The organism is Kluyvera sp. NPDC087067, assembly GCF_044745165.1.
Taxonomy (GTDB): Bacteria; Pseudomonadota; Gammaproteobacteria; order Enterobacterales; family Enterobacteriaceae; genus Kluyvera.
The window spans coordinates 19,025-41,878 of record NZ_JBIUZS010000009.1; the positions used below are offsets into that span (position 1 = coordinate 19,025).

The 22,854-nt window shown below is 51.0% G+C and carries 23 protein-coding genes; 5 read left to right on the forward strand and 18 right to left on the reverse strand.

Annotated elements, in window-relative coordinates; all coding sequences use genetic code 11:
• Positions 1-2,385, reverse strand: coding sequence for a glucose/quinate/shikimate family membrane-bound PQQ-dependent dehydrogenase (locus tag ACIPDS_RS19380; RefSeq protein WP_400739330.1), 2,385 nt, complete (start codon positions 2,383-2,385; stop codon positions 1-3).
• 206 nt (positions 2,386-2,591) lie between these two features.
• Here ACIPDS_RS19380 and hpt point away from each other — a divergent pair, with 206 nt between their 5' ends.
• The gene (gene hpt / locus ACIPDS_RS19385) at positions 2,592-3,128 is read left to right on the forward strand and encodes a hypoxanthine phosphoribosyltransferase (protein WP_400739333.1); all 537 of its coding nucleotides are present in this window, start codon (positions 2,592-2,594) and stop codon (positions 3,126-3,128) included.
• Between the two features lie 127 nt (positions 3,129-3,255).
• On the opposite strand, the gene can is transcribed toward hpt, so the two are convergent.
• Positions 3,256-3,918 (reverse strand): carbonate dehydratase, encoded by a 663-nt coding sequence (gene can / locus ACIPDS_RS19390; RefSeq protein WP_166516300.1) that lies wholly within the window; start codon positions 3,916-3,918, stop codon positions 3,256-3,258.
• A 226-nt stretch (positions 3,919-4,144) separates the two neighbouring features.
• Between can and ACIPDS_RS19395 the strand changes: the two genes are divergently transcribed.
• The 4 genes from ACIPDS_RS19395 (at position 4,145) to ACIPDS_RS19410 (ending at position 7,680) form a co-directional block, all read left to right on the forward strand.
• Positions 4,145-5,071, forward strand: coding sequence for an ABC transporter ATP-binding protein (locus tag ACIPDS_RS19395; RefSeq protein ID WP_400739337.1), 927 nt, complete (start codon positions 4,145-4,147; stop codon positions 5,069-5,071).
• Positions 5,068-5,838 (forward strand): ABC transporter permease, encoded by a 771-nt coding sequence (locus ACIPDS_RS19400; protein WP_400739340.1) that lies wholly within the window; start codon positions 5,068-5,070, stop codon positions 5,836-5,838. The genes ACIPDS_RS19395 and ACIPDS_RS19400 overlap by 4 nt, the downstream gene beginning before the upstream one ends.
• Before the next feature lie 111 nt (positions 5,839-5,949).
• Positions 5,950-6,390, forward strand: coding sequence for a PTS sugar transporter subunit IIA (locus ACIPDS_RS19405; RefSeq protein ID WP_166516296.1), 441 nt, complete (start codon positions 5,950-5,952; stop codon positions 6,388-6,390).
• Positions 6,391-6,453: 63 nt separating this feature from the next.
• Positions 6,454-7,680 (forward strand): polysaccharide deacetylase family protein, encoded by a 1,227-nt coding sequence (locus ACIPDS_RS19410; protein WP_400739344.1) that lies wholly within the window; start codon positions 6,454-6,456, stop codon positions 7,678-7,680.
• 36 nt (positions 7,681-7,716) lie between these two features.
• Here ACIPDS_RS19410 and panD read toward each other — a convergent pair whose 3' ends face one another.
• The 16 genes from panD to thpR all read right to left on the reverse strand — a co-directional run bounded on the left by panD (position 7,717) and on the right by thpR (position 22,815).
• Positions 7,717-8,097, reverse strand: coding sequence for an aspartate 1-decarboxylase (gene panD, locus ACIPDS_RS19415; protein WP_052282994.1), 381 nt, complete (start codon positions 8,095-8,097; stop codon positions 7,717-7,719).
• Positions 8,098-8,360: 263 nt separating this feature from the next.
• Positions 8,361-9,209, reverse strand: a complete 849-nt coding sequence (gene panC / locus ACIPDS_RS19420; RefSeq protein WP_400739347.1) for a pantoate--beta-alanine ligase — start codon at positions 9,207-9,209, stop codon at positions 8,361-8,363.
• Positions 9,210-9,348: 139 nt separating this feature from the next.
• Entirely contained in the window at positions 9,349-10,140 is a 792-nt protein-coding gene (panB, locus tag ACIPDS_RS19425; protein WP_400739350.1) for a 3-methyl-2-oxobutanoate hydroxymethyltransferase, read from the reverse strand.
• Between the two features lie 112 nt (positions 10,141-10,252).
• The gene (locus ACIPDS_RS19430; RefSeq protein WP_400739353.1) at positions 10,253-11,524 is read right to left on the reverse strand and encodes a fimbrial protein; all 1,272 of its coding nucleotides are present in this window, start codon (positions 11,522-11,524) and stop codon (positions 10,253-10,255) included.
• Positions 11,525-11,598: 74 nt separating this feature from the next.
• Positions 11,599-12,177, reverse strand: a complete 579-nt coding sequence (locus tag ACIPDS_RS19435; protein ID WP_400739356.1) for a fimbrial-like protein — start codon at positions 12,175-12,177, stop codon at positions 11,599-11,601.
• A 4-nt stretch (positions 12,178-12,181) separates the two neighbouring features.
• Positions 12,182-12,781 carry a fimbrial protein gene (locus tag ACIPDS_RS19440; protein WP_400739359.1) on the reverse strand — a complete coding sequence of 200 codons (600 nt, stop codon included), beginning with the start codon at positions 12,779-12,781 and terminating at the stop codon, positions 12,182-12,184.
• A 14-nt stretch (positions 12,782-12,795) separates the two neighbouring features.
• Positions 12,796-13,356: a fimbrial protein gene (locus tag ACIPDS_RS19445; protein ID WP_400739362.1), complete on the reverse strand. Its 561-nt coding sequence runs from the start codon at positions 13,354-13,356 to the stop codon at positions 12,796-12,798.
• 13 nt (positions 13,357-13,369) lie between these two features.
• A complete protein-coding gene (locus tag ACIPDS_RS19450) occupies positions 13,370-15,973 on the reverse strand; it encodes an outer membrane usher protein (RefSeq protein WP_400739365.1) in 2,604 nt (867 codons plus the stop codon).
• A 27-nt stretch (positions 15,974-16,000) separates the two neighbouring features.
• Positions 16,001-16,744 (reverse strand): fimbrial chaperone, encoded by a 744-nt coding sequence (locus tag ACIPDS_RS19455; protein ID WP_400739368.1) that lies wholly within the window; start codon positions 16,742-16,744, stop codon positions 16,001-16,003.
• Positions 16,745-16,871: 127 nt separating this feature from the next.
• Positions 16,872-17,456: a fimbrial protein gene (locus ACIPDS_RS19460; protein WP_400739371.1), complete on the reverse strand. Its 585-nt coding sequence runs from the start codon at positions 17,454-17,456 to the stop codon at positions 16,872-16,874.
• Positions 17,457-18,041: 585 nt separating this feature from the next.
• Positions 18,042-18,521: a 2-amino-4-hydroxy-6-hydroxymethyldihydropteridine diphosphokinase gene (gene folK, locus ACIPDS_RS19465; protein ID WP_400739373.1), complete on the reverse strand. Its 480-nt coding sequence runs from the start codon at positions 18,519-18,521 to the stop codon at positions 18,042-18,044.
• Positions 18,518-19,915 carry a polynucleotide adenylyltransferase PcnB gene (pcnB, locus tag ACIPDS_RS19470; RefSeq protein WP_400739491.1) on the reverse strand — a complete coding sequence of 466 codons (1,398 nt, stop codon included), beginning with the start codon at positions 19,913-19,915 and terminating at the stop codon, positions 18,518-18,520. Before pcnB ends, folK begins: the two co-directional genes overlap by 4 nt.
• A gap of 55 nt (positions 19,916-19,970) precedes the next feature.
• Entirely contained in the window at positions 19,971-20,867 is an 897-nt protein-coding gene (gene gluQRS / locus ACIPDS_RS19475; RefSeq protein WP_400739376.1) for a tRNA glutamyl-Q(34) synthetase GluQRS, read from the reverse strand.
• A 69-nt stretch (positions 20,868-20,936) separates the two neighbouring features.
• Positions 20,937-21,392 carry an RNA polymerase-binding protein DksA gene (dksA, locus tag ACIPDS_RS19480; protein WP_035891939.1) on the reverse strand — a complete coding sequence of 152 codons (456 nt, stop codon included), beginning with the start codon at positions 21,390-21,392 and terminating at the stop codon, positions 20,937-20,939.
• 156 nt (positions 21,393-21,548) lie between these two features.
• Complete coding sequence (gene sfsA, locus ACIPDS_RS19485) at positions 21,549-22,271, reverse strand: DNA/RNA nuclease SfsA (protein WP_400739380.1); 723 nt, start codon at positions 22,269-22,271, stop codon at positions 21,549-21,551.
• A gap of 13 nt (positions 22,272-22,284) precedes the next feature.
• Entirely contained in the window at positions 22,285-22,815 is a 531-nt protein-coding gene (gene thpR, locus ACIPDS_RS19490) for an RNA 2',3'-cyclic phosphodiesterase (protein ID WP_400739383.1), read from the reverse strand.
• Positions 22,816-22,854 lie beyond the last annotated feature (39 nt).

A 22,854-nucleotide genomic window follows, 5' to 3' on the forward strand; every position in this document is an offset into this window, starting at 1 on the left:
CTACTCGTCAGGCAAGGCGTAGGCCACGATATAATCGCCCATTTTGGTGCCAAATGAACCGTGACCGCCTGCGGAAATGACCACGTACTGCTTGCCATTCACCTCATAGGTCATCGGCGTTGCCTGGCCACCTGCTGGCAGACGTCCCTGCCACAGTTTCTCACCGTTGCTCATGTTGAACGCGCGCAGATAGTTATCCGCAGTACCCGCGATAAACAGCACGTTACCGGCCGTTGAAATTGGGCCGCCCAGCATCGGCATCCCCAGATTAAACGGCAGTTGAACCGGCATTGGGAACGGCAGGCTATCCTGCGGCGTGCCCAGACGTTTTTTCCACACCACCTGGTTAGTTTTCAGATCCAGCGCAGAAATATAACCCCAAGCAGGCTGTTTACACGGCAGACCAAACGGTGACAGGAAGGCGTTCAGGGTGACGCCAAACGGTACGCCGTACTGTGGCTGAATACCCGATTCGGTACCGCTGGATTTCGCATCTTTCGGCGGCTCCATCGGGTTACCCGGGCCGCGTGGGATAAGCTTCGATACAAACGGCAGGGCCATTGGGTTAGCAATCGCCACCTGACGGTTTGGATCGACCGAGATACCGCCCCATTCAAACATCCCCAGGTTACCCGGGAACACCAGCGTGCCCTGCTCGGACGGTGGGGTGAAGATGCCTTCATAACGCATCTGATGGAACATCACGCGGCACACCAGTTGGTCAAACATGGTGGCGCCCCACATGTCTGCGCCGGTCAGATCTTTCTTCGGACGGAAGCTTAAATCAGAGAAAGGCTGGGTTTTGGTGACGTAGTCGCCTTTCGCCGCACCTTGTGGAACCGGTTTTTCAGGGGCCGGAACCACCAGCTCGCCGTTACGACGATCCAGCACGAAGATGTTGCCGGTTTTGGCTGGCGCATAAACCACGGGCACGGTTTTACCGTCCACGGTGATATCCGCAAGCGTCGGCTGCGACGGCATATCCATATCCCACAGATCGTGGTGTACGGTCTGGTAACTCCATACCAGCTTACCGGTCGTGGCATTCAGCGCCACAATTGAACTGGCGTAACGTTCCTGCTCCGGCGTACGGTTACCGCCCCAGATATCCGGCGTGGTCACGCCCATTGGCAGATAAACCAAATCCAGTTTTTTATCATAGGCCGCGGGTGCCCATGAGTTTGGCGAGTTCAGAGAATAATGGTGTTCATCACCCGGAATAACATTCGGATCTTTGGCACCCGGATCGAACGCCCACAGCAGCTTACCGCTGTTGATGTCAAAACCGCGGATAACGCCAGACGGTTCGCGGGTGGAGAAGTTATCGGTTACCGCGCCGGCAATCACAATCACTTTATCGGTGACGATTGGCGGTGAGGTTGGCTCGTACATGCCCGGCGTGGTGACCGGCATGTTGGTTTGCAGATTGAGAATACCTTTATTGGCAAAGGACTCGCACGGCTTACCGGTTTCGGCATTCAGCGCAAACAGACGACCATCGTTTACCGGCAGAATAATGCGGCGCGGACAATCGGCGACCACGTCAGGAGACGCGTTGTCGGCTGTCGCTTCATGGTAGGACACGCCGCGGCAGGTCACGTGCTGGAAGCTTGGGTCAGTACCCAGCTGCGGGTCAAAGTGCCACTTCTCTTTACCGGTGGCCGCGTCGAGCGCGAACACGCGCTGGTGGGCTGTACACAGGTAGAGCATATTACCGACTTTAATCGGCGTGACCTCGTTGGTGATTTCACCCGGGTCGTTAGGCTGCTTCAGATCGCCGGTGCGGAACACCCAGGCTTCTTTCAGCTTGTGCACGTTCTCAGCGTTTATCTGCTTGAGCGGAGAGAAACGCTGGCCTTCCTGATTACGTCCGTAAGCGGGCCAGTCCTGGTCGGCAACCGGTGAGATTGGCTCAGCAGGCGTTGCGTCAGCGCTCAGCGTACCGTTAACCTCTTGTGGGTCATTAAAGCCCGCCCAGGTGAGGATACCGGCGCTAATCAACAGCGCGACGACCAGCGCCGCCACAGCACCGCTGGAAGGCACAAAGAGTCGACGCCAGACAAACGGCAAAATCAGCCACACGCCGAAAATCACCAGCACGTCGCTACGCGGCGTCAGCGCCCAGAAATCGAAGCCGACTTCCCACACGCCCCAAATCATGGTGACGAGTAAAAGTGCTGCGTACAACCACAGCGCTGAGCGTTTCGCGCGCCATAACAGGGCGGTAATCCCCAGCATCACCAGACCGGCGATAGGGTAGTACCAGGAGCCGCCGATGGCGACCAGCCAGATACCGCCGATTAACAGATACAGCCCGCAGAATGCGGCGAAGAGGGCCGTTAGCCTCACGAGTAATCGTGATTGTTGATATTTCGTTTCTGCCATAGAAGAGTGTCCATCTGTTTTGTTAATTTTTTGCTTTCATTTCATTATAGGATTTAACAAGTGTGACCGGAATCACAAATTGAGCTTTATTATCGAATTAGCCGCCCGATCCGTTTTGCTGGTATACTTTCCCGCTTGCTGATCAACCTTGTTGCTCTGGGCTAACAGGTTGAGCGATGTACATTTAAAATCATGTGGTTAGTTAAATGAAACATACTGTTGAAGTGATGATCCCGGAAGCGGAGATCAAAGCGCGTATCGCCGAATTAGGTCGTCTGATTAACGAGCGCTATAAAGATAGCGGCAGCGAAATGGTGCTGGTGGGTCTGCTGCGTGGCTCGTTCATGTTCATGGCCGACCTGTGCCGTGAAGTACAGGTTCCACACGAAGTCGACTTTATGACGGCATCGAGCTATGGCAGCGGTATGTCTACCACCCGCGATGTGAAAATCCTCAAAGATCTCGACGAAGATATTCGTGGCAAAGATGTGCTGATCGTTGAAGACATTATCGACTCGGGCAACACCCTGTCTAAAGTGCGTGAGATTCTGGAGCTGCGCGAGCCGAAGTCGCTGGCGATTTGTACGCTGCTGGATAAGCCGTCGCGCCGCGAAGTGGAAGTACCGGTTGAGTTTGTCGGCTTTGCCATCCCGGACGAGTTCGTGGTCGGTTACGGTATTGACTATGCACAGCGCTATCGCCATCTGCCGTATGTCGGCAAAGTAGTGATGCTGGACGAGTAAGTTTGTCGCGGTGCCTGATGGCGCTGACGGTGGTGTAGCCCGGCCGAGCATGGCGACGCCGGGATATGCACCGAACTGCCCCGGAGTCGGCGTTCCGCCTCGTCCGGGCTACAAGGGGTTATTGCCCCTATTTGTGATTGATGTGCTTGAGCTTGATGTTGGAAATCCCGTGGCGATAACGCTGTTCCAGGGTTTCGCGGCTGGTGGCCGTCACGTCGAGGTCGCGCAGCAGGCCGTCATGAATCCCGTATGCCCAGCCGTGAATCATCACTTTCTGGCCACGCTTCCATGCTGATTGCATGATGGTGGAGTGTCCCAGGTTATACACCTGTTCCATGACGTTTAGCTCACAAAGCGTATCAAGGCGACGTTCCGGCGGCATCTCACCGAGCAATGAGCTATGTTTGAACCAGATATCGCGGATGTGCAGCAGCCAGTTGTCGATTAACCCCAGTTCCGGGTTTTCGACCGCTGCCTGGACGCCACCGCAGCCGTAGTGCCCACAGATAATAATGTGTTCAACTTCCAGCACATCAACGGCATACTGCACCACGGAAAGACAATTAAGATCGGTGTGGATGACAAGGTTTGCCACATTGCGGTGAACAAACAGTTCGCCCGGTTCGAGCCCGGTCAGCCGTTCGGCGGGAACGCGACTGTCTGAGCATCCAATCCATAGAAAGCGCGGTTTTTGCGCTTGCGACAGTTTCTCAAAAAATCCGGGATCCTCTTCTATCAGCATCTTTGACCATAGTGCATTGTTGCTGATGAGTGTATCTATGTCGTTCATGGAGGCTGTAACCCAGTAATTTGCGTGGGGGTAATATAGGGCAACTCCTGATTGATTAACACAAAATACTCGTCGTACTTTACGTTGCAGCCGCGTTGGCTTTCCTCGCTCACCCCAGTCACTTACGAGTGTACGCTGCCGGGGATTCGCTGCGTCGCCGCCTTGCCGCAACTTAAATGACGTAGAGTAAATATCAAGTATCAGAATGTAAGGTAAGCAAAAATCTATGACCATTGCACTGGAACTAGAGCAACTGACAAAAACCTATCCTGGCGGCTTACAGGCGCTGCGTGGGATAGATTTAAAAGTCGAAGCCGGTGATTTTTACGCGCTTCTGGGGCCGAACGGCGCAGGTAAATCAACAACCATCGGCATTATCAGTTCGCTGGTGAATAAAACCTCCGGGCGCGTCAGCGTCTTTGGCTACGACCTGGAAAAGGACGTGGTGAACGCCAAGCGCCAGCTAGGACTGGTGCCGCAGGAATTTAACTTCAACCCCTTTGAAACCGTGCAGCAAATCGTGGTGAATCAGGCGGGCTATTACGGCGTAGAACATAAAGAAGCGGTCATTCGCAGCGAAAAATACCTCAAACAGCTTGATTTATGGGATAAACGTAACGAACGTGCGCGGATGCTCTCCGGCGGGATGAAACGTCGCCTGATGATTGCCCGTGCGTTAATGCATGAGCCTAAACTGCTGATCCTTGATGAACCCACGGCGGGGGTCGACATCGAACTGCGCCGCTCCATGTGGGGATTCTTAAAAGATCTCAATGACAAAGGCACCACCATTATTCTCACCACCCACTATCTGGAAGAAGCTGAAATGCTGTGCCGTAATATCGGCATTATCCAGCGCGGCGAGCTGGTGGAAAATACTTCCATGAAGAATCTGCTCTCCAAGCTGAAATCAGAGACCTTCATTCTCGACCTCGCGCCGAAAAGCCCGCTGCCGAAGCTTGATGGCTACCAGTACAAACTGGTCGATACCTCGACGCTGGAAGTGGAAGTGCTGCGTGAGCAGGGGATTAACAGCGTTTTCGCGCAGCTAAGCGCGCAGGGCGTTCAGGTGTTGAGTATGCGTAATAAAGCCAACCGACTCGAAGAACTGTTCGTGTCGCTGGTTCATGACAAACAAGGAGATCGCGCATGATGCACCTTTATTGGGTCGCGCTGAAAAGCATCTGGGCGAAAGAGATCCACCGCTTTATGCGTATCTGGATCCAGACGCTGGTGCCGCCCGTCATTACCATGACGCTCTACTTTATTATCTTTGGTAATCTGATTGGTTCGCGGATTGGTGAAATGCATGGCTTTACCTACATGCAGTTTATCGTGCCGGGCCTCATCATGATGGCGGTGATCACCAACGCCTACGCTAACGTGGCCTCATCATTCTTTAGCGCCAAGTTCCAGCGCAACATTGAAGAATTGCTGGTAGCACCAGTGCCGACGCATGTCATTATTGCCGGTTTTGTCGGCGGCGGTGTGGCACGTGGGCTGTGCGTGGGGATTCTGGTGACGGCGATTTCCCTGTTCTTCGTTCCATTCCAGGTTCACTCGTGGGTATTCGTCGCGCTGACGCTGGTGTTGACCGCGATTTTGTTCTCGCTGGCCGGGCTGCTGAATGCGGTATTTGCTAAGACCTTCGACGATATCAGCCTGATCCCGACCTTCGTGCTGACGCCGCTGACCTACCTGGGCGGGGTATTCTATTCGCTGACGCTGCTGCCGCCGTTCTGGCAGGCGCTGTCACACCTAAACCCGATCGTCTACATGATTAGCGGTTTCCGCTACGGTTTCCTCGGTATTAACGACGTGCCGCTGGTGACCACCGTGGCGGTGCTGGTGGTGTTTATCGCCGTCTTTTACCTGCTGTGCTGGTATTTGATCCAGCGCGGACGCGGTCTGCGTAGCTAAATCTGCTGTATTTCCCGGCAGGCGAGCCCTGCCGGGAAGCGTTCTTTGACAGTCATCACTCCTCTTTATCGATTGCTCCGCTAAACTACTTGCCTGCTAAGGAGGCAAATTATGTTGGGTTGGGTGATTTCCTGCCATGACGATAGAGCACAGGAACTGCTTGAACGTCTGGAAAAAACGTACGGGCCGTTGCCGCAGTGCCGGGCCGTCAATTACTGGCGCGGACTGAGCGCTAATATGCTCAGTCGCATGATGTGTGAAGCGCTGTATCAAACTGATTCTGGCGACGGGGTTATTTTTTTAACGGATAACGCCGGGGCCGCGCCGTATCGCGTTGCGTCGTTAATGAGTCATAAGCACAGCGGCTGCGAAGTGATTGCCGGTATCCACTATACATTGCTTGAACAAATGGTTCCTCTGCGAGAGTCGATGAGCAGTAGCGCTTTTCGTCAGCGTATCGTGGAGCTGGGAACGCCGGGTGTCACGAGCTTATGGCATCAGCAGCAGAAAAACCCACCTTTCGTTTTACTTCATGACCTGTATAAGCCTTAAACATTGGTATTGATGTAGCTTTTGTTACAATAAGCAAGTCGGCTCCCGCTTCGGTTATTGCTCATGGCTATACGTATTATTGTTTTTCTGATGCTTTTCTCCGGCAGCGTCGCTGCCGCCTTGCCTGCCCGCTATATGCAAACGACCGAGGATGCGACGATTTGGGCGCAGATTGGCAACAAGACGATGACGGTAGGAAACCTGCGTGCCGGGCAAATCATCGCCATTGAGCCGGGCGCTGAAGATTACTACAGCTTCAGTTTTGGCTTCGGCAAAGGCTTTGTCGACAAAGGTCATCTGGAACCGGTGCAGGGGCGTCAGCGGGTGCAGGATGGGCTGGGCGATTTAAACAAACCGCTGAGCAACCAAAACCTGCTGACCTGGAAAGATACCCCGGTCTATAACGCGCCGGATGTGGGCAGCGCGCCGTTCGGGATGCTGGCTGAGAATCTCCGTTATCCGGTGATTAACCGGCTGAAAGACCGGCTTAATCAAACCTGGTATCAAATTCGTCTTGGCGAACGTCTGGCTTATATCAGCGCCTTAGATGCCCAGCTTGATAACGGCATCCCCGTGCTGACCTACCATCATATTCTGCGCGATGAAGAGAACACTCGCTTTCGCCACACTTCAACCACCACTTCTGTCCGTGCTTTCAGCAATCAGATGACCTGGCTGCGTGATATGGGCTACACCACGTTGACGATGTATCAACTGGACGATTACCTGCATAACCGGACTAACCTGCCGGCGCGCGCGGTGGTGATTACCTTTGACGATGGGCTGAAGTCGGTGAGCCGCTATGCCTACCCGTTGTTAAAGCAGTATGGAATGAAAGCGACGGCGTTTATTGTCTCATCGCGTATTAAGCGCCACCCGCAAAAATGGGCGCCGAAGTCGTTACAGTTTATGAGTATTTCGGAGCTAGAAGAGATAAAAGACGTATTCGATTTCCAGTCGCATACCCATTTCCTGCATCGCGTTGACGGTTATCGCAGGCCCGTTTTGCTAAGCCGCAGCTATCACAATATTCTTTTTGATTTTGAGCATTCGCGGCGCGCGCTGGCGCAGTTTAATCCGCATGTCCTGTATCTCTCCTATCCGTTCGGCGGCTATAACGCCACGGCGGTGAAGGCGGCGAACGACGCGGGTTTTCACATGGCGGTGACGACGGTAAAGGGGAAGGTAAAACCGGGGGATAATCCGATGCTGCTGAAGCGGCTGTATATCCTGAGGACGGATTCGCTGGAGACAATGTCGCGGCTGATTAGCAACCAGCCGCAGGGATAAGCTGGCGCCCGGCAAAACGCCGCGCGCCGGTGAGCGTCAGGCAACCTGTACCGGAATCGCTTTAGCCGTACGCTTCATTTCGTTGTCACCTTCAAAATAGGCAACGTTCGGACGCCAGGTCCGCGCTTCTTCGTCAGACATGGTGACGAAGCTTGCGATAATCACGATATCGCCAACGTCAGCATTGTGCGCCGCAGCGCCATTAACGGAGATGATTTTAGACCCACGCTCTGCCGCAATGGCGTAGGTAGAGAAACGCTTGCCGTTGTTCACATTCCAGATATCAATGGCTTCGTTTTCCAGAATTCCAGCGGCGTCGAGGAAGTCCTGATCGATGGCGCAGGAGCCTTCATAGTGCAGATCAGACTGCGTAACCTTTACGCGGTGGAGTTTGCCCTGCAGCATAGTGCGAATCATAGCGTCTACCTTTAATTCTTAACGGAAACAAAGCAGTTCTCGACTGCCTTGAGAAATTTCGCAAGCAGTATTGCCCCATTTAAACCAGGTGTCTAGATGCGATTAAGCTTGCTTACGATAAATTGCGTATCGACACGCATCGCACGCTGCAAACGATATCGTTTTGCACAATTACGCACATTCACGTAGCCCGGCCAAGCGAAGCGCCGCCGGGGGAGACTCGGTGCCAATCCCGGCGGCGCTTCGCTTGGCCGGGCTACGGTTTAGAGTTCTACGCTTTGGTTATCGATAAGCCGCGCTTTGCCCAACCAGGCCGCCATTAAAATCACGGCGCGCTGACTGTTTTCGGTGAGGCTCTGCAGGGTGTCGGCATCGCGAATCTGAATATCGTCGGCGCGGAAGCCTTTTTCGTTAAGCTCCTGCTCGGCGATGGCGATGATCTCATCGAGTTCACGCTCACCGGCCTTCAACTTCGCGGCAACGTTACTCAGCACCTTATACAGGCCCGGTGCGATTTTACGCTGCTCTGCGGTCAGATAACCGTTACGTGAGCTTAACGCCAGCCCGTCTTTGGCACGGATAATCGGGACGCCGACGATCTCAATGTCGTAGCCCATATCGGCGACCATCTTGCGCAAGAGCGCCAGCTGCTGGAAATCTTTCTCACCGAAACAGGCGATATCCGGCTGAATTAAATTAAATAACTTACTGACAATGGTGGAAACCCCGCGGAAATGCCCAGGGCGGCTGGCACCTTCAAGCATTGTGGAGAGACCTGGAACATCCACGAAAGTCTGATTTTCCAGGCCCTGCGGGTAAATTTCAGCCACGGCGGGAGCAAAGACATAATCCACTTTACGCTTGTTCAGCTTCTCGCAATCTTCCTGGAGCGTGCGCGGGTAGTTAGCCAGATCCTCGGCACGGTCAAATTGCATCGGGTTGACGAAGATACTGACCACCACGACGTCGGCGCGCGTTTTTGCCTCTTCAACTAACGTCATATGACCGTCGTGCAGGTTGCCCATGGTGGGCACCAGCGCAACGCGTTTGCCTTCCTGACGAAGACGGCGGATATGCTGACGCAGCAGCGGCAGGGTTTCAATAATCAACACAACATAACTCCTTGAATTTCGCGATGACCAGTAGGCCGGATAAAACGCGTTACGCGTCGCCATCCGGCAATGCGCGCGGGGTTGCCTGATGGCGGCTTCACCTTATCAGGCCTACGTCAGGTTACCCCAGAGCGAAAAATTAATGGAAACTGTGTTCTTCGCCCGGATAAATGCCGGACTCGACTTCAGCCATATATTGCTCTACCGCGGCACGCATGTCGCCTGCCGTGCTAAGGAAGTTTTTCGCAAATTTAGGGATATGGCCGCCGGTGATACCAAAGGCATCATGCATCACCAGAATCTGTCCGTCGGTGACATTACCGGCACCGATGCCAATAACCGGAATAGACAGGGCTTCAGTCACCCGTTTTGCCAGTTCAACCGGGACGCATTCCAGCACCATGAGCTGTGCGCCCGCCGCTTCCAGCGCCAGGGCATCATCCAGCAAAACCTGTCCGGCATCACCGCGACCCTGCACTTTATAGCCGCCAAAGATATTCACCGATTGCGGCGTCAAGCCCAGGTGTCCGCAAACCGGCACCGCGCGGTCGGTCAGCATTTTGACGGTATCCACCAGCCACGCGCCGCCTTCGATTTTGACCATATTGGCACCCGCGCGCATCACTGCTGCGGAATTTTCAAAAGCCTGCTCCGGTGTGGCGTAAGCCATAAACGGCAGGTCGGACAGCAGCAGGCAGTTTGGCGCGCCGCGGCGTACCGCGCGGGTATGATAAGCGATGTCTTCAACGGTGACCGGCAGAGTGGTGTCGTGCCCTTGTACGGTCATGCCCAGAGAATCGCCGACCAGCATGACCTCAATGCCCGCGTCAGCAAACAGTTTGGCAAAGCTGAAATCGTAAGCCGTAATGGTTGCGAAGCGCTTTTTCTCCGCTTTGTATTTTTGTAAGGATGAGATAGTTGTTGGTTTCATCTTAACCTCTGTCGCCTTAAAAATCGGTAATGGGCGCATTGTAGGGGAAGATGAACGGATTTGTTAATCCTTTATGGGCATTACCGGTAGCCGTTAAGCTACCGGAATTACCTTAAGGGTAAGTAATAGAGAATACCCCGGAGGCTTTGAATTGGCCGGGCATAATGGTTTGCGAACTATCCTGTTTGAGCGTCGCTAAAAAGTGAAGCGTCTGGCTGGTAGCAGAACCTTCCGCACCACCGCCAAAAATGCCGTTAGAGGTGTCGGTTTCATCTTCATAGTCTTTATATATAGACGCGGAATCATTAGGTTTTAGCACCATTTTACTGCTTTTCGTGGTTTGCTCACCTTGAATCTGGACAGAAACGCCGCTTGCAGCGGTGTTCCCGGTCAGGGTGTTGCCTAATAACGTGACATCCTTGCCGAGTTTGTTGGTCTTTAATTTAACCTCAATATTTTTCACACGAATACAGTTTTGTAGTTCAATAGCGAAAGGTACATCGGCGGCGCCATCTTTTATCGATTGAGGGCTATAGCTGCCTAATTGAACTTCATTGCCATTCACCACTGTAGTACCACTTAAAACAGAGGTAAAGCAGGTCGGGTTGGTGATGGTAACGCTGGCTAAACTAAATTTAATATAGATTGCAGTTGTGACTACCTTTGAACCCGCGCCGCCCGTGTGGTATTTAAGTAAATAGCTTGGGTCGCTGGTTAATAATTCCACGGTTGAACCATTGGAAGGTGAGAAAGTATTATCAGTAAAAAACTCAATCTCCATATTAGAGACAATGCCGCCATAGGATTGATACGTTGGCGATGATATTGCACGCCCTGTTTCATCATCACATCGATTATATGTATCGGTAAACGTCAGTGGCACACTGGTAACATCACCGATGTATGTTGTTTGTGCGGGGAGTGAAATGGCAGCACCATCGGTATGCGGGCTACTGATAGTAATGTTGTAATATAAACCCGTTATATTGGTCTTAAACAAGTTATGTCCGCCATACGCTTTATTGGCTGCAACCATAGCATTAGTCAATTGCATCAGTACGCCACTGGCATTGTTATGATAGGTGCAATAAACAAATCCCGTGCCACCGACACCGTATCCGGTATCAATATTTGGGTATTTAAGCTTGACGTTTGCCGGTATCGGGGTTGCAGAAGTGGTTTTATAAAAGACCAGAGAACTCCCATTTCCTAGGGCGTATGTCAGGCTGGCGGAACCGTCGCCACTCGGGCCTTTATCGTTACCTATACCTCTATCATTTCCCGCAACAAACGTTTTTGAACCCGCGAAAGCTGTGTTTATCAACAAGCCGCTAAAGATGATGATAAAAAGAGCCTGGTACCATTTCCCTTTTAAATGATGCATGTCATTTCCTTTTTTATGGATGACTAATGAGATATTCCCTGTGCCATAATCTGGCCGTCACCTCATTAGAACGTTTATTCATAGTAGGCTGATACCCACACCGAGACATTAACTGCGCCAGCGGTTACCGATGCTGCGTCACTCTCTTTTTGCAATCGTGTGTAAAAGGTATAGTTTTTATTAATAAGATCCTGACTCGTCACTGGAAAAATACTTTTTGGCGTGCCATCTGTTTTCAGGACATTAAAGTGATTAGCCGGATCCTGCGCGGAAAAAATAACAACCCCCACATTTTGGGCTCCTGACAGATTTGCGTTAGCAAAAATCTGGTTTGAGTACGTGGAGAGTTTTCCCGACACCGGTGTGAAACTCAGCGTTAATTGGGTCGGGGTTTTCCCCTCTATGCCGTTACAGTTTTTAACCGTGATATCAAATTTTTTTCCGCCGGGATAATCATCTTCTGGCGTAATATTGGAGGCAAAATAACTCGTCGTCACCGTGCCTAAATCGATATTTTGATTATTGTTGAGCGATATTTCGCAGCTAGCGGCGATAATATTCGCTTTAACCTCAACATCCGTATCGGCAAAGGCATAGACAGGTACTGAAGCAAGGATGAATAGCGCTAATGTCCGCTGAAAGTGATTCATCATGGAATTACTCATACTGAATGGTAAAGGTGGCCAGGGTTGAAAACGCGCCGGGGCCAATGTCATCGGATGTTTTATCCTGGGCAGTCACTATTCTGGCGCTGAGCGGCCAGTAGACCGAGGTGGCGCCACTCTGTGCTTTGAGATCAACAGTACTGACCGGCGGATTGACGCAGCTGAGTTGAATACCGGAGCCTGAACTATTACCTGCGGCGGTTTCCGTCCAGATTTCAGCTGAAACCCCAGTGGCGTTATCCGCTCCGATAAGCGCATTTCGGTATCCTGCACCATTGTTGGCATCGCCATCGCAGCCGGTCTTTTTTTCCAACCGGATGGTGGCGGTGTTTTTCAACAGCCCCTCGCATTGAGAAAAGCGGATCATGAAGGGTTTAAATTTGGTTTTGTTAACCACGTCATTGATATTCACATCACCAATGTCGACAGCGGTAATTAAGGTATCACTGGCGTTAACCAGCGTGGCTTCACAAGTGCTGGGTTGTAGCGTTGTCGTCACCGTCAGTTCAAGCGTACTGGTTCCCGCCCGGGTAATCGGAACGTTTAAAAAAACGAGCATCAGCAGGTAAAAAATTCTGTTTTGATAATTCATACCGAGCGTCCTTGCTAGTAGTAGTTAAAGGTAAAAATAACCTTTGCTTTGAATTTCCCTGCGGTTACCGCGTCGGATGACCCCGTTTTACGGATGGCGGCGGTCAGATCAAGACCGCTCGTCCTTTCTTGCTGACTCCAGGCAATCGGGGTCGAACCGTCGAAACTCAAAAGCGTACTTGACCCCATCCGTTTCAATGCCAGCCCCACGTTCTGGGCGCCACTGGTTTCGTCATTGGCAATCAGGGTGGTGCTGTTATTGACCAGATTTCCGGTCATGGTCATGGTTAATCCCCTCAGAGTGTTATCGCACTTTGTGGGAAGCAGCTTGAAATGACCTTCTGACTCAGCGCTTTCATTCACGACAGCACTTATCCCCATCGACGGCAGCGTCATTTCATATTGGTTCGTGCTGGCGTTGGCAATGGACGTCCCACTTATCCCGGCTAACGACATCTGACAGGTGGTTTCTTGTACCGTGGCGGTAAAATCAACGCTGAGATCCTGAGCATACAGGCTGCTGCAAGGAATGGCGGCTCCCACGAAGAGAGAAGCTAATAAGGTATATTTTTTCATATACGGCCCTTAATTATTGCAGCAACTGACATGGGAGATCGTCCAGCAAAATGGATTTGCCCAGAGTTTTTGGCGCATCCGGGATTTGATAATGCACGCGGCAGCTTTGGGTTTTTGCATTTTCGACCCATTCGATACGCAGCTCACCGCTATCGTCGATCCCGCGAACAAACACCTGGCCTCCCTGACCAACCGTTCCCAATACTTTGCCGCTGGCGTCATAAATACTGGAAGCGAAAGGTAATGGCTTGTTGTCGCTACGGATAATATGCGCAATAGCAGAACGGCCCTGGTCGGTTTCAAAGTGGCTTACGACCACGGCGCCCAGCCGAGGAATGGAGGTGGCGCTGGTGCTTTTCAGCTCGGTATCGTTATCCATTTGGCTGATGTCGAGGATAATGTTGTTTTCCCGATATGGTGATAATGCCGTGGTGACACCCTGGCCAAAACGGTCGATAGTACTGTTGCCATAGTTAATACGCGCGCCTTTAGCACCAGGTGCATCGACAATACTCAACGTATCCGCAGAACTGAAACTGTCGTTACTGAACGTTAATCCCTGGCGATGCAGGACAAAGCCACCGTCGGTATTTAAAGAATACTGGCGTGAATTATTACTGCTGGCAGATGCCGAACCAGAAACGGTGCCCCACGGAGATTCGTAGCTCACAAACGTACCGACATTTGACAGGTCTTTATCCTCTTTGACCATGTTGTAGCCGGTATTTACGCTATAGCTCCAGCGGTTATCCATGCTATTACCATTGGCGCTGGCCGTGGTCTGGTGGTTACCGTTAAAGTCGCTGCTGGCATTCATATTCAGGGTACGGAAACCGCTGCTATCACGCTGTCCGCCTAATAAATTTTCAAGCGGAATACTGAGACTCAGATAGATGGAGTCATCTTTACGGTTATCTTCATCGTAGCTTCGTTGCACGCCAATGCTATAACTGGCCCAGGAAAAACTATTACTGTAGCCAAAGGAGTAATCACTTTGGGTATTGTTTGTCACCCAGTAATCGCTCCACGTCCCGGTCATATAAAACGAGCCATAGTCATTATCATCGCTTTGTAAGGATTGATTGAGACTAATCGAGAACTGATTTTTTAAACGACTAAAATTATTAATTCCGCGATTTTGATCATTTTCGTCAGGGTGTTTAGCATCATCAATTAATGCCAATGCATCATTAAGCCCTAAATAGCTTTTAGTTGAGTACCGATACGCCGCCAGGTTGAGCGAGGTGTTCGTTGGAGAATAATATTTATTCCAGGAAATACGATAGCTTTGCCCCTGATAGTTTTTATCGTCAGGAATATCGGTAGAGGAGTGCGTAACGTCAAAAGAGAACGCGCCCAGATAGGTGTTCATACCCAGGCCAGCCAGTCCGGCATAATAACCGTTATCGGTTACCTGTAGCCCGGTGTAGCCCGTAAAGGTATTGTTCAGGCCGTAATAGAATGTTCCCTGAACCAGGCCCGGTTTTTCACGCAGATTGTCGTCGTTGACCTCGCCCATGCCGACATCCCAACGCCCCACGCCAGGGCGAAGCATTTGTGTCACCGATGAAAATGGCTGCGAGAAGGTACGCTTCGAACCGTCAGCTTCTTCTATGGTGACGATTAAATCGGCGCCATAGCTCGATGGTGTAATGTCATCGATGGTGAAGGGGCCGGGCGGAACCGTCGATTCATAGATTTTATAATTGTTTTGCGTGACGGTGACTTTGGCGTTTGAATTCGCCACACCACGAATAACCGGCGCATAGCTTGCCAGTACCGGGGGCAGCATACGGTCTTCGCTATAAAGTCGAACCCCTCTCAGGCTGACGGAGTCGAATGTTTCACCTGTGGTGTAGGTTTCGCCGATGATCAGTTGGGAGCGTAGGGAAGCGATATCGCGCTGGACATAGCGGTTTTGATACTGAAAATCGCTTGCTCCCTGTTTTGACCAGGAATAGTTACCCTGCGAACGAAAATGCCAGTTGCCTAAATTGAAGCCCGCCATCATCCCCGCGTAGAAACTGTCATTATCATAGCCCTGATTTTCGCTATGCCAGCCGTTAAGGTTATAGGAGAATAACGCGGCATTGACGCCATCTTCCCATAATGAAGGGGAAACATAGTTGCTATATTTTTTAATGATACTTTCTTGCGGTACGGTAATATCCAGCCGCTGATCGCCGTTATCGAAACGCAACGATGATTGAGGGATTAAGGTTTGAAGATTCAGGCAGTCTTTAGCTGCACTTTCTTTTTTTAATAATATATCAGCATCCGTGATTGTATCGGGCGCTTTGATATGTAATTGCGATAGCGTCAGGCTTGAAATACAAGGGACGGCGGTTTGCTGTTTCTTTATTTCAAAAAAATCGAGTTCCAGATTATTAGCTTGCGCACCATTTAAGTAAACCACCACCTTATAGTGGCCCGGCAGCGTGATGTTACCCTGGCTATAACGCTCTAAATCAATATTGGTGTTTTTTTGTCCCATTAAAAAGGAGGGGTCGAAATCCATGGGTTCTTCCGCCCATAACGGTGCGCCATAGGCTAGCAGGCAGCAGCTTATTGCCCGCCACAGAGTTTTTTTCCTGAACTGCCCCAAAAAATGATGCATAATAATCCCAATATTATAATTGTTAGTTTATAGAGATGACTTTCCTGAAATAGCGCCGCCGAAATCATTGATTGCCGAATACTCTAAGGTGCCTTTGCTGATTTGCTTCATGCCCACAACGACAAAATCACTGTAGCTTTTCGGCGCGACCATACTGGCCTGTACGGTATATTTCTTGTCGGCAGTTTTTAAAGACGCTGAGCTAAATGAAACATAATAAGGGGACGAATTTGTGGCGCGTAATACCACCTGATTTTTATCAGTGCGCAAATCCCATTTTATCTGCTCAGGCGCATCGCTTGGGCGCCCCGGCAGACCTTCAGGACGATAAAAGAGTTTTATCCGTGTACGAAACGCCAGCTGAAGAAGGTTTTTACCATTTGTCTCTTCATTTTTGGCTTTGCCAGGAATCTCCAGCGTGTTAAACCAATACACAGATTCTTTATCGGTCGGCAATGTGGTTGCAGCACCGGAATACATGATTTTTACCGTCTGGCCACGTGCCGGTTCGATTCTTGAAATAGGGGGCGTCGCGGTAAAGGGGACTGAAATAGTACTCGGATCGGCATTATCGTCCCCGGTATCTAACCATGTCTGGACTAATAGCGGATGGGTGCCCCGATTTTCCATACGGATAGTGGTTTCATCGCTCCCTGCTTTATAGATGATGCGCGTACCGGATAATACGATGTCCGCATTACAGGCTGCGCTGAATAATCCACTAAGAGCTAGCGATAACAATACGGTGATTGAATGTTTTTTTAGCGGCATTTTGTCATTCCATGGACAAAGAAGATGAACGGGTTGGGGGATTAGTTATCTCAACCCGCTAGTTTTACTTTTGATAACGTAAACAGTAATTAATCGGCGATGGCTTTATTGCCAGCACAACGTTTAATTAGTTGTAGGTTACTGTATAAGCAGCGTTTGTTTTGACAAAGCCGCCGCCAACAGGCGTGACGCTGTCAGATTTCACATAAGAAGCGGTAAAGTTATAAACTGCGACGTTTTCCGTGAATGCTTTGGTATGAATATCCGTTGGATTGTTGATTAGGACCTGCTTATAAGTGCCGGTATCGCTCACTTCGTGAATAGCAACGGTCGTACCTGTTGCAGGTGTATCAACCGAAGTATCGTTGTTTAAGGTGCCTTTGCTATTGCTGAAGAAGACAGAGCTCATGGTCAGCGCTGAGTTAGTTTTAGCTGGCGTACCACCTGCTGCAGAGCAATCTACGGTGATGCTGAACGGTTCTGCCTTAGCACCAACCGCGGTTGCACTCACTTCACCCGCGGTGGTCACTTCAGAAACGGTTGCGGTTTTCAGTGAAATTAAACCATCGCGTGCGCCACCATTAACGCGCAGATCGCAAGTTTCATCTGACACCAGCCCTGAAATATTTAACTGACCACCATCGGCTGCAAAAGCGGATGCTGAAGTAATAGCCGAAGCCGTTAATGCTAAAACAATGAGTTTCTTATTCATTAATGAATTTTCCATATATATTAATGTTTAAATTTTATTTGTTCTACGTTTGCGTCAGGTATAATATTTATACCGTTGGGAACGTCAGACGCGGTGATTTATACTCTTGCAAAGCACTAATGTAAAATATAAAAAAATGATTTTGTTTGTTATATTATTTGCTTGGTGAATAATATTATTCTTTTTTCAATATATAGTGTCATTTAGTTGTGGGTTGAATTATATATAATTTAGATGTATTGGCCTTCTTTTCATATTCTTGATATTTGTTTGTCGTCAGTATAAGCGAAAATACGTAGTGGCAATGCAAAAGTAAACAATTGAACTCATATATAATATTTATTGAATTATGGAATTAATGATGTTTTTTATTTGTTTTGTTGTTTGGCATTACTTTCATGAATGTGATGGTTCATTTTCGGAATTGATTATTGAATCTATTTTATTAATGGATTAAGTAAAGAAAAATCAGGGTGCGAGTGAATAACACACGATGAATCGCAATAAGATACAAACTCATCATGCCGTATCTTATTGGACGAGGAATGAAATAAAATGAATACTGGGGGAACAATCAGGTAAGAATTACCAGCGGGAAGGACAATCTGGAAAATGGTTATGCAGATAAGTTTGTAGACGCTCGTTATCTGGGAAATTTATTTCCGGGGCAATTTCAAATAACGGCCACAGCATAAAACCGCGATTTTTCATATCATAATGAGGGATGGTGAGGCGCTCCGTATGGATCACTTCCTGACCAAATAACATGATATCTAAATCAAGCGTACGTGGCCCCCAACGCTCGGCTTTGCGCACGCGACCCTGCTGGAGTTCAATGCGTTGAGTGTGATTAAGCAGCGCTTCGGGCGTGAGCGTGGTTTCCAGCGCGACGGCGGCATTCAGGTAATCAGGCTGATCCTGCGGGCCGAGCGGCGGCGTGCGGTAAAAAGAGGAAACGGCCACCACGCGGCTGTCAGGAATGTCCCTGATGGCCGCAACGGCAGCATTCACCTGCTCCAGCGGAGAGGCGAGGTTGCTGCCGAGTGCGATATACGCAAGCGTCACGCGCTACCCTCACGGCGCGGCGCGCGTTTACGCGGACGACGATGGCGGCGGCGGGTATCGGGCTCATCACCCAGATCGTTTAGCATATCTTTCTGTGCCGGAGGAGCAACCACCTGGAACTCGCTCCACCACTGGGTTAAACGCTGCAGTTCGTGATTGTTTTCCGCTTCGGCACGCAGCGCTAGCAGGTCGTAAGCGGCGCGGAATTTTGGATGCTCCATCAGCTTCCACGCGCGCTTGCCCTGACGACGAGACATACGCAGCTGTAGCTGCCAGATGTCGCGTACCAGCGCGGTAATGCGTTTTGGAATCGCCAGAGAACGGCAGGCTTCGTCCAGCACATCATTCATCGCCAGCGCGAAGGCATCGTGATAGACCAAGCCGCTTTCCTGAGCGATTTTCTGCGCCATTTCCAGCAGCGGATACCAGAACATGGCGGCAAACAGGAAGGCCGGGTTGACGCGCATATCGTTGTGGATACGGTTGTCGGTATTCTTCAGCACCTGCGCAATAATGCGCTCCATCGGGCTATCACCATCTTCGGTGAAGTAGCGGGTGATGGTCGGGAACAGCGGCTGGAACAGATTGTATTCACGCAGCAGCTTATAGGTTTCATAACCATAGCCAGCTTGCAGCAGCTTGAGCGCTTCTTCGAACAGACGTGCTGGCGGGACATCGTGCATCAACGTCGCCAGACGCGAGATAGGCTCGGCCGTTTCCGGGCTGATACGCATAGAGAGCTTGGCGGCAAAACGGACCGCGCGCAGCATGCGTACTGGATCTTCACGGTAGCGGGTTTCTGGATCGCCAATCAGGCGAATCACACCGTCAGACAAGTCCTGCATACCGCCAACGTAGTCGCGAACGGTAAAGTCGGCCACGCTGTAGTAAAGGCTGTTGATGGTGAAGTCGCGACGCTGGGCATCATCTTCGATGGAGCCGAAGATATTGTCACGTAGCAGCATGCCGTTTTGCCCACGCTGAGAGGTAGTTCGGTCAGACTGGCCGTCTTCATGGTGACCACGGAAGGTGGCAACCTCGATAATCTCCGGGCCAAACATGACGTGTGCCAGGCGGAAACGGCGTCCTACCAGACGACAGTTACGGAACAGTTTTCGTACCTGTTCCGGGGTGGCGCTGGTGGTGACATCGAAATCTTTTGGTTTTTTGCCTAAAAGCAGGTCGCGGACACCGCCGCCAACGAGATAAGCCTCGTAGCCTGATTTGTTCAGACGATAAAGAACCTTGAGGGCGTTCTCGCTAATATCTTTGCGGGAAATAGCGTGCTGCTCGCGCGGAATGACAGTCATAGCAGGTTTAGCAACGGCGTTCTCAGCCTCGCTCTCCTCACGGCTTAGCACCTTGCGGCAGAAATTAGCGACTCGGGTAAAAATGGTGCACCTCGGTAATATCAGTATCCAGGACAAAAAAATAGCGGCTAATCATAGCTCAGCCTAACGCATTTGAGAATGGCGGATTGATCTTCGCTGTCTCGGGCACCGCGGTGAGCGACCAGTGAAGGACGGCATTTTGTAATAATTGCGCCGTCGTTAAATCCTGCCATTGCGCTGGTATCGCCTGCCCCAGAAAGCGCAACGCCTCGATAAGAACAGGACGCGGATCGCCAGTGGGTAAAGCAGGTGCATGATTTTGCTTGGAAAGTTTAGCACCTTCTTCATTCAATGCCAGCGGCAGATGAATATAATCAGGCACCGGCCAGCCAAACAGCTGATAGAGCGAAATCTGCCGCACGGTGGGTTCAATTAAATCTGCGCCACGGACGATTTCAGTCACGCCCTGGAAATGATCGTCGACCACTACCGCCAGGTTGTAGGCAAAAAGTCCATCACGGCGATGAATAATAAAATCTTCGCGCGCCAGTCGCTCGTCAGCCTGGAGCGTTCCGCGCAGCCTGTCGTTGAACGCCATCACCGGATGAACCTGGCGCAAACGTAGGGCGGCGTTTTCCGGCCCAAAGCCCCGCTTGCGGCAGTGGCCGTCATAGGTTCCGCCCACGCTCTGAATACGCGCTCGCGTACAGGTGCAGAAATAGCACAGGTCCTGATTTTTTAACCAGGCCAGCGCTTCGCGGTAAGCATCGTGTCGCTGAGACTGCCACAGAACGTCGCCGTCCCAGTGCAGGCCGTAATGTTCCAGCTGATGCAAAATCGTCGTTGCAGCACCGGGAACTTCACGAGGGGGATCGATATCTTCTATACGAACTCGCCAGACGCCTTGTTGGGCGCGAGCCTGTAGATAGCTGCCAAGCGCCGCAATAAGCGAGCCGAAATGCAGTTCACCGGAAGGTGAGGGGGCGAAACGCCCGATATAGGGTTTTGATAACATGTTTATAGCAGTAATAAATGACAAGGCGGGAAGTGATTCCCGCCTTGAAGATAGAGTATTCGCGAGCGATTAACCTGCCATCTGCTTTTCGCGGATTTCTGCCAGCGTTTTGCAGTCAATACACAGGTCGGCCGTTGGACGTGCTTCCAGACGACGAATGCCAATTTCAACACCGCAGGATTCGCAGTAGCCGAAATCTTCATCTTCGACTTTCTTCAACGTTTTCTCGATCTTTTTGATAAGTTTACGTTCACGATCGCGGTTACGCAGTTCGAGGCTGAATTCTTCTTCCTGCGCGGCACGGTCTACCGGATCCGGGAAGTTTGCAGCTTCGTCCTGCATGTGAGTAACGGTGCGATCGACTTCATCCCTAAGTTGATTACGCCATGCTTCAAGAATACGTCGGAAGTGCGCTAGCTGGGCTTCGTTCATATACTCTTCGCCCGGTTTAACCTGGTATGGTTCTACCCCTGCGATGGACAGAATACTCAGGGACGATGTTTTACGGTTTTGCCCTTCTTGCATGTTGTTTCTCCTTAACACGCACTATCGATCCCCGTGTTCGGGGGAAAAATCAGGCCGCTATAAATAACAGATGCTTTTCCCGATGGCAATTATCTAAACGTAACACTTGACAATGCTGTGAGGAAAAGCGTATTTGCGCCGCAGCCCGAACACTTTCTATGCAAATTCACCCGTGGTTAACGAGACGGGTAACGGCGATATCAGAGTGATATTGTCGGCAGAAAGTTCCGCTTTATAAGCCAAAATCTCTACCCCCTTTTTGTGCGCCTCATTTAATAGCTTTGCATATTGAGCATCAATATGGTGTGCCGGAGAGAAATATTCAATGGCTGAGTGCAAGATTGCAAACAGTAAAACGGCGCGCTCTCCGTTCGCCACAACGCCCATCAGTTCGCGTAAATGCTTCTGACCCCGCACGGTGACTGCATCGGGGAAGTAGCCATACTCCTGTTCTGCCAGCGTCACTGACTTCACTTCAATATAGCAGCAAGGACGATCATCCGCCTGTAACATGATATCGATACGGCTGCCTTCCGTGCCGTATTTCACTTCACTTTTCAGCGCGTTGTAGCCAGTAAGTTCAGGTATTTTCCCAAGCGTTATCGCTTCTTTTGCTAATGTATTTGCCCGGAGTGTATTGACGCATATAAAAGCCCCATTTTGTGTCTGAGTTAATTCCCAAGTGTGCGGATACTTACGCTTAGTATTTTCTGATGTGGAATACCACACGGTATCGCCCGGCGTTGCACAACCGGTCATTGCTCCGGTATTGGGGCAGTGCAAGGTGAAAATTTCACCCGTGGGGGTTATCACATCTGCAAGAAAGCGCTTATAGCGTTTGATGAGCGTGGCGGACTGGAGCGGCGGCATAAACTGCATCGGATTTCCTTAATTATTCGCTGAGCGTCCAGCGCTGCAATGGCTTGTATCGGGTACGGCCTGCGGAAAAGCGCGATTCGTAGAGTACAAACTCGGTGACGGGAAAATCCCAGTGAAAACCGGGAGCGGGGATAGGCACCGCTTGTCCGGCATGGCGCAACAGCGTGAGGTGGGGATGATACGGCTGCGGGCTTTGATAGCAGCCGCTACGTGCCGCCTGTGCGCGAAGCATATTCGCAAGCTGCAACAGGCCGCGCGGCGGCTGGCGCGTACCGAGCCACACTACGCGCGAACGCAGCCACTGCCCGGCGTCGTCAAGATGTAGCGTAAACCCCGGCTGGCGAATACGTCCGGCAAGTATCGCCAGCGCCCGCTGTTTTTCCGCACTGACGTCGCCGAGAAATGCCAGCGTGATATGCATGTTGGCGGCGGTGACCGGCACACCGGCGTCGGGCGGAAAATGATCCGCTCGCCACTGCACCAGTTGCTTTTGAATTTTCGCTGGGATCTCTATGGCGAAAAACAGTCTTTTAGACTCAGACATCGTCGGGACTCGGTTATGAATTGACGCGATGCTACAATG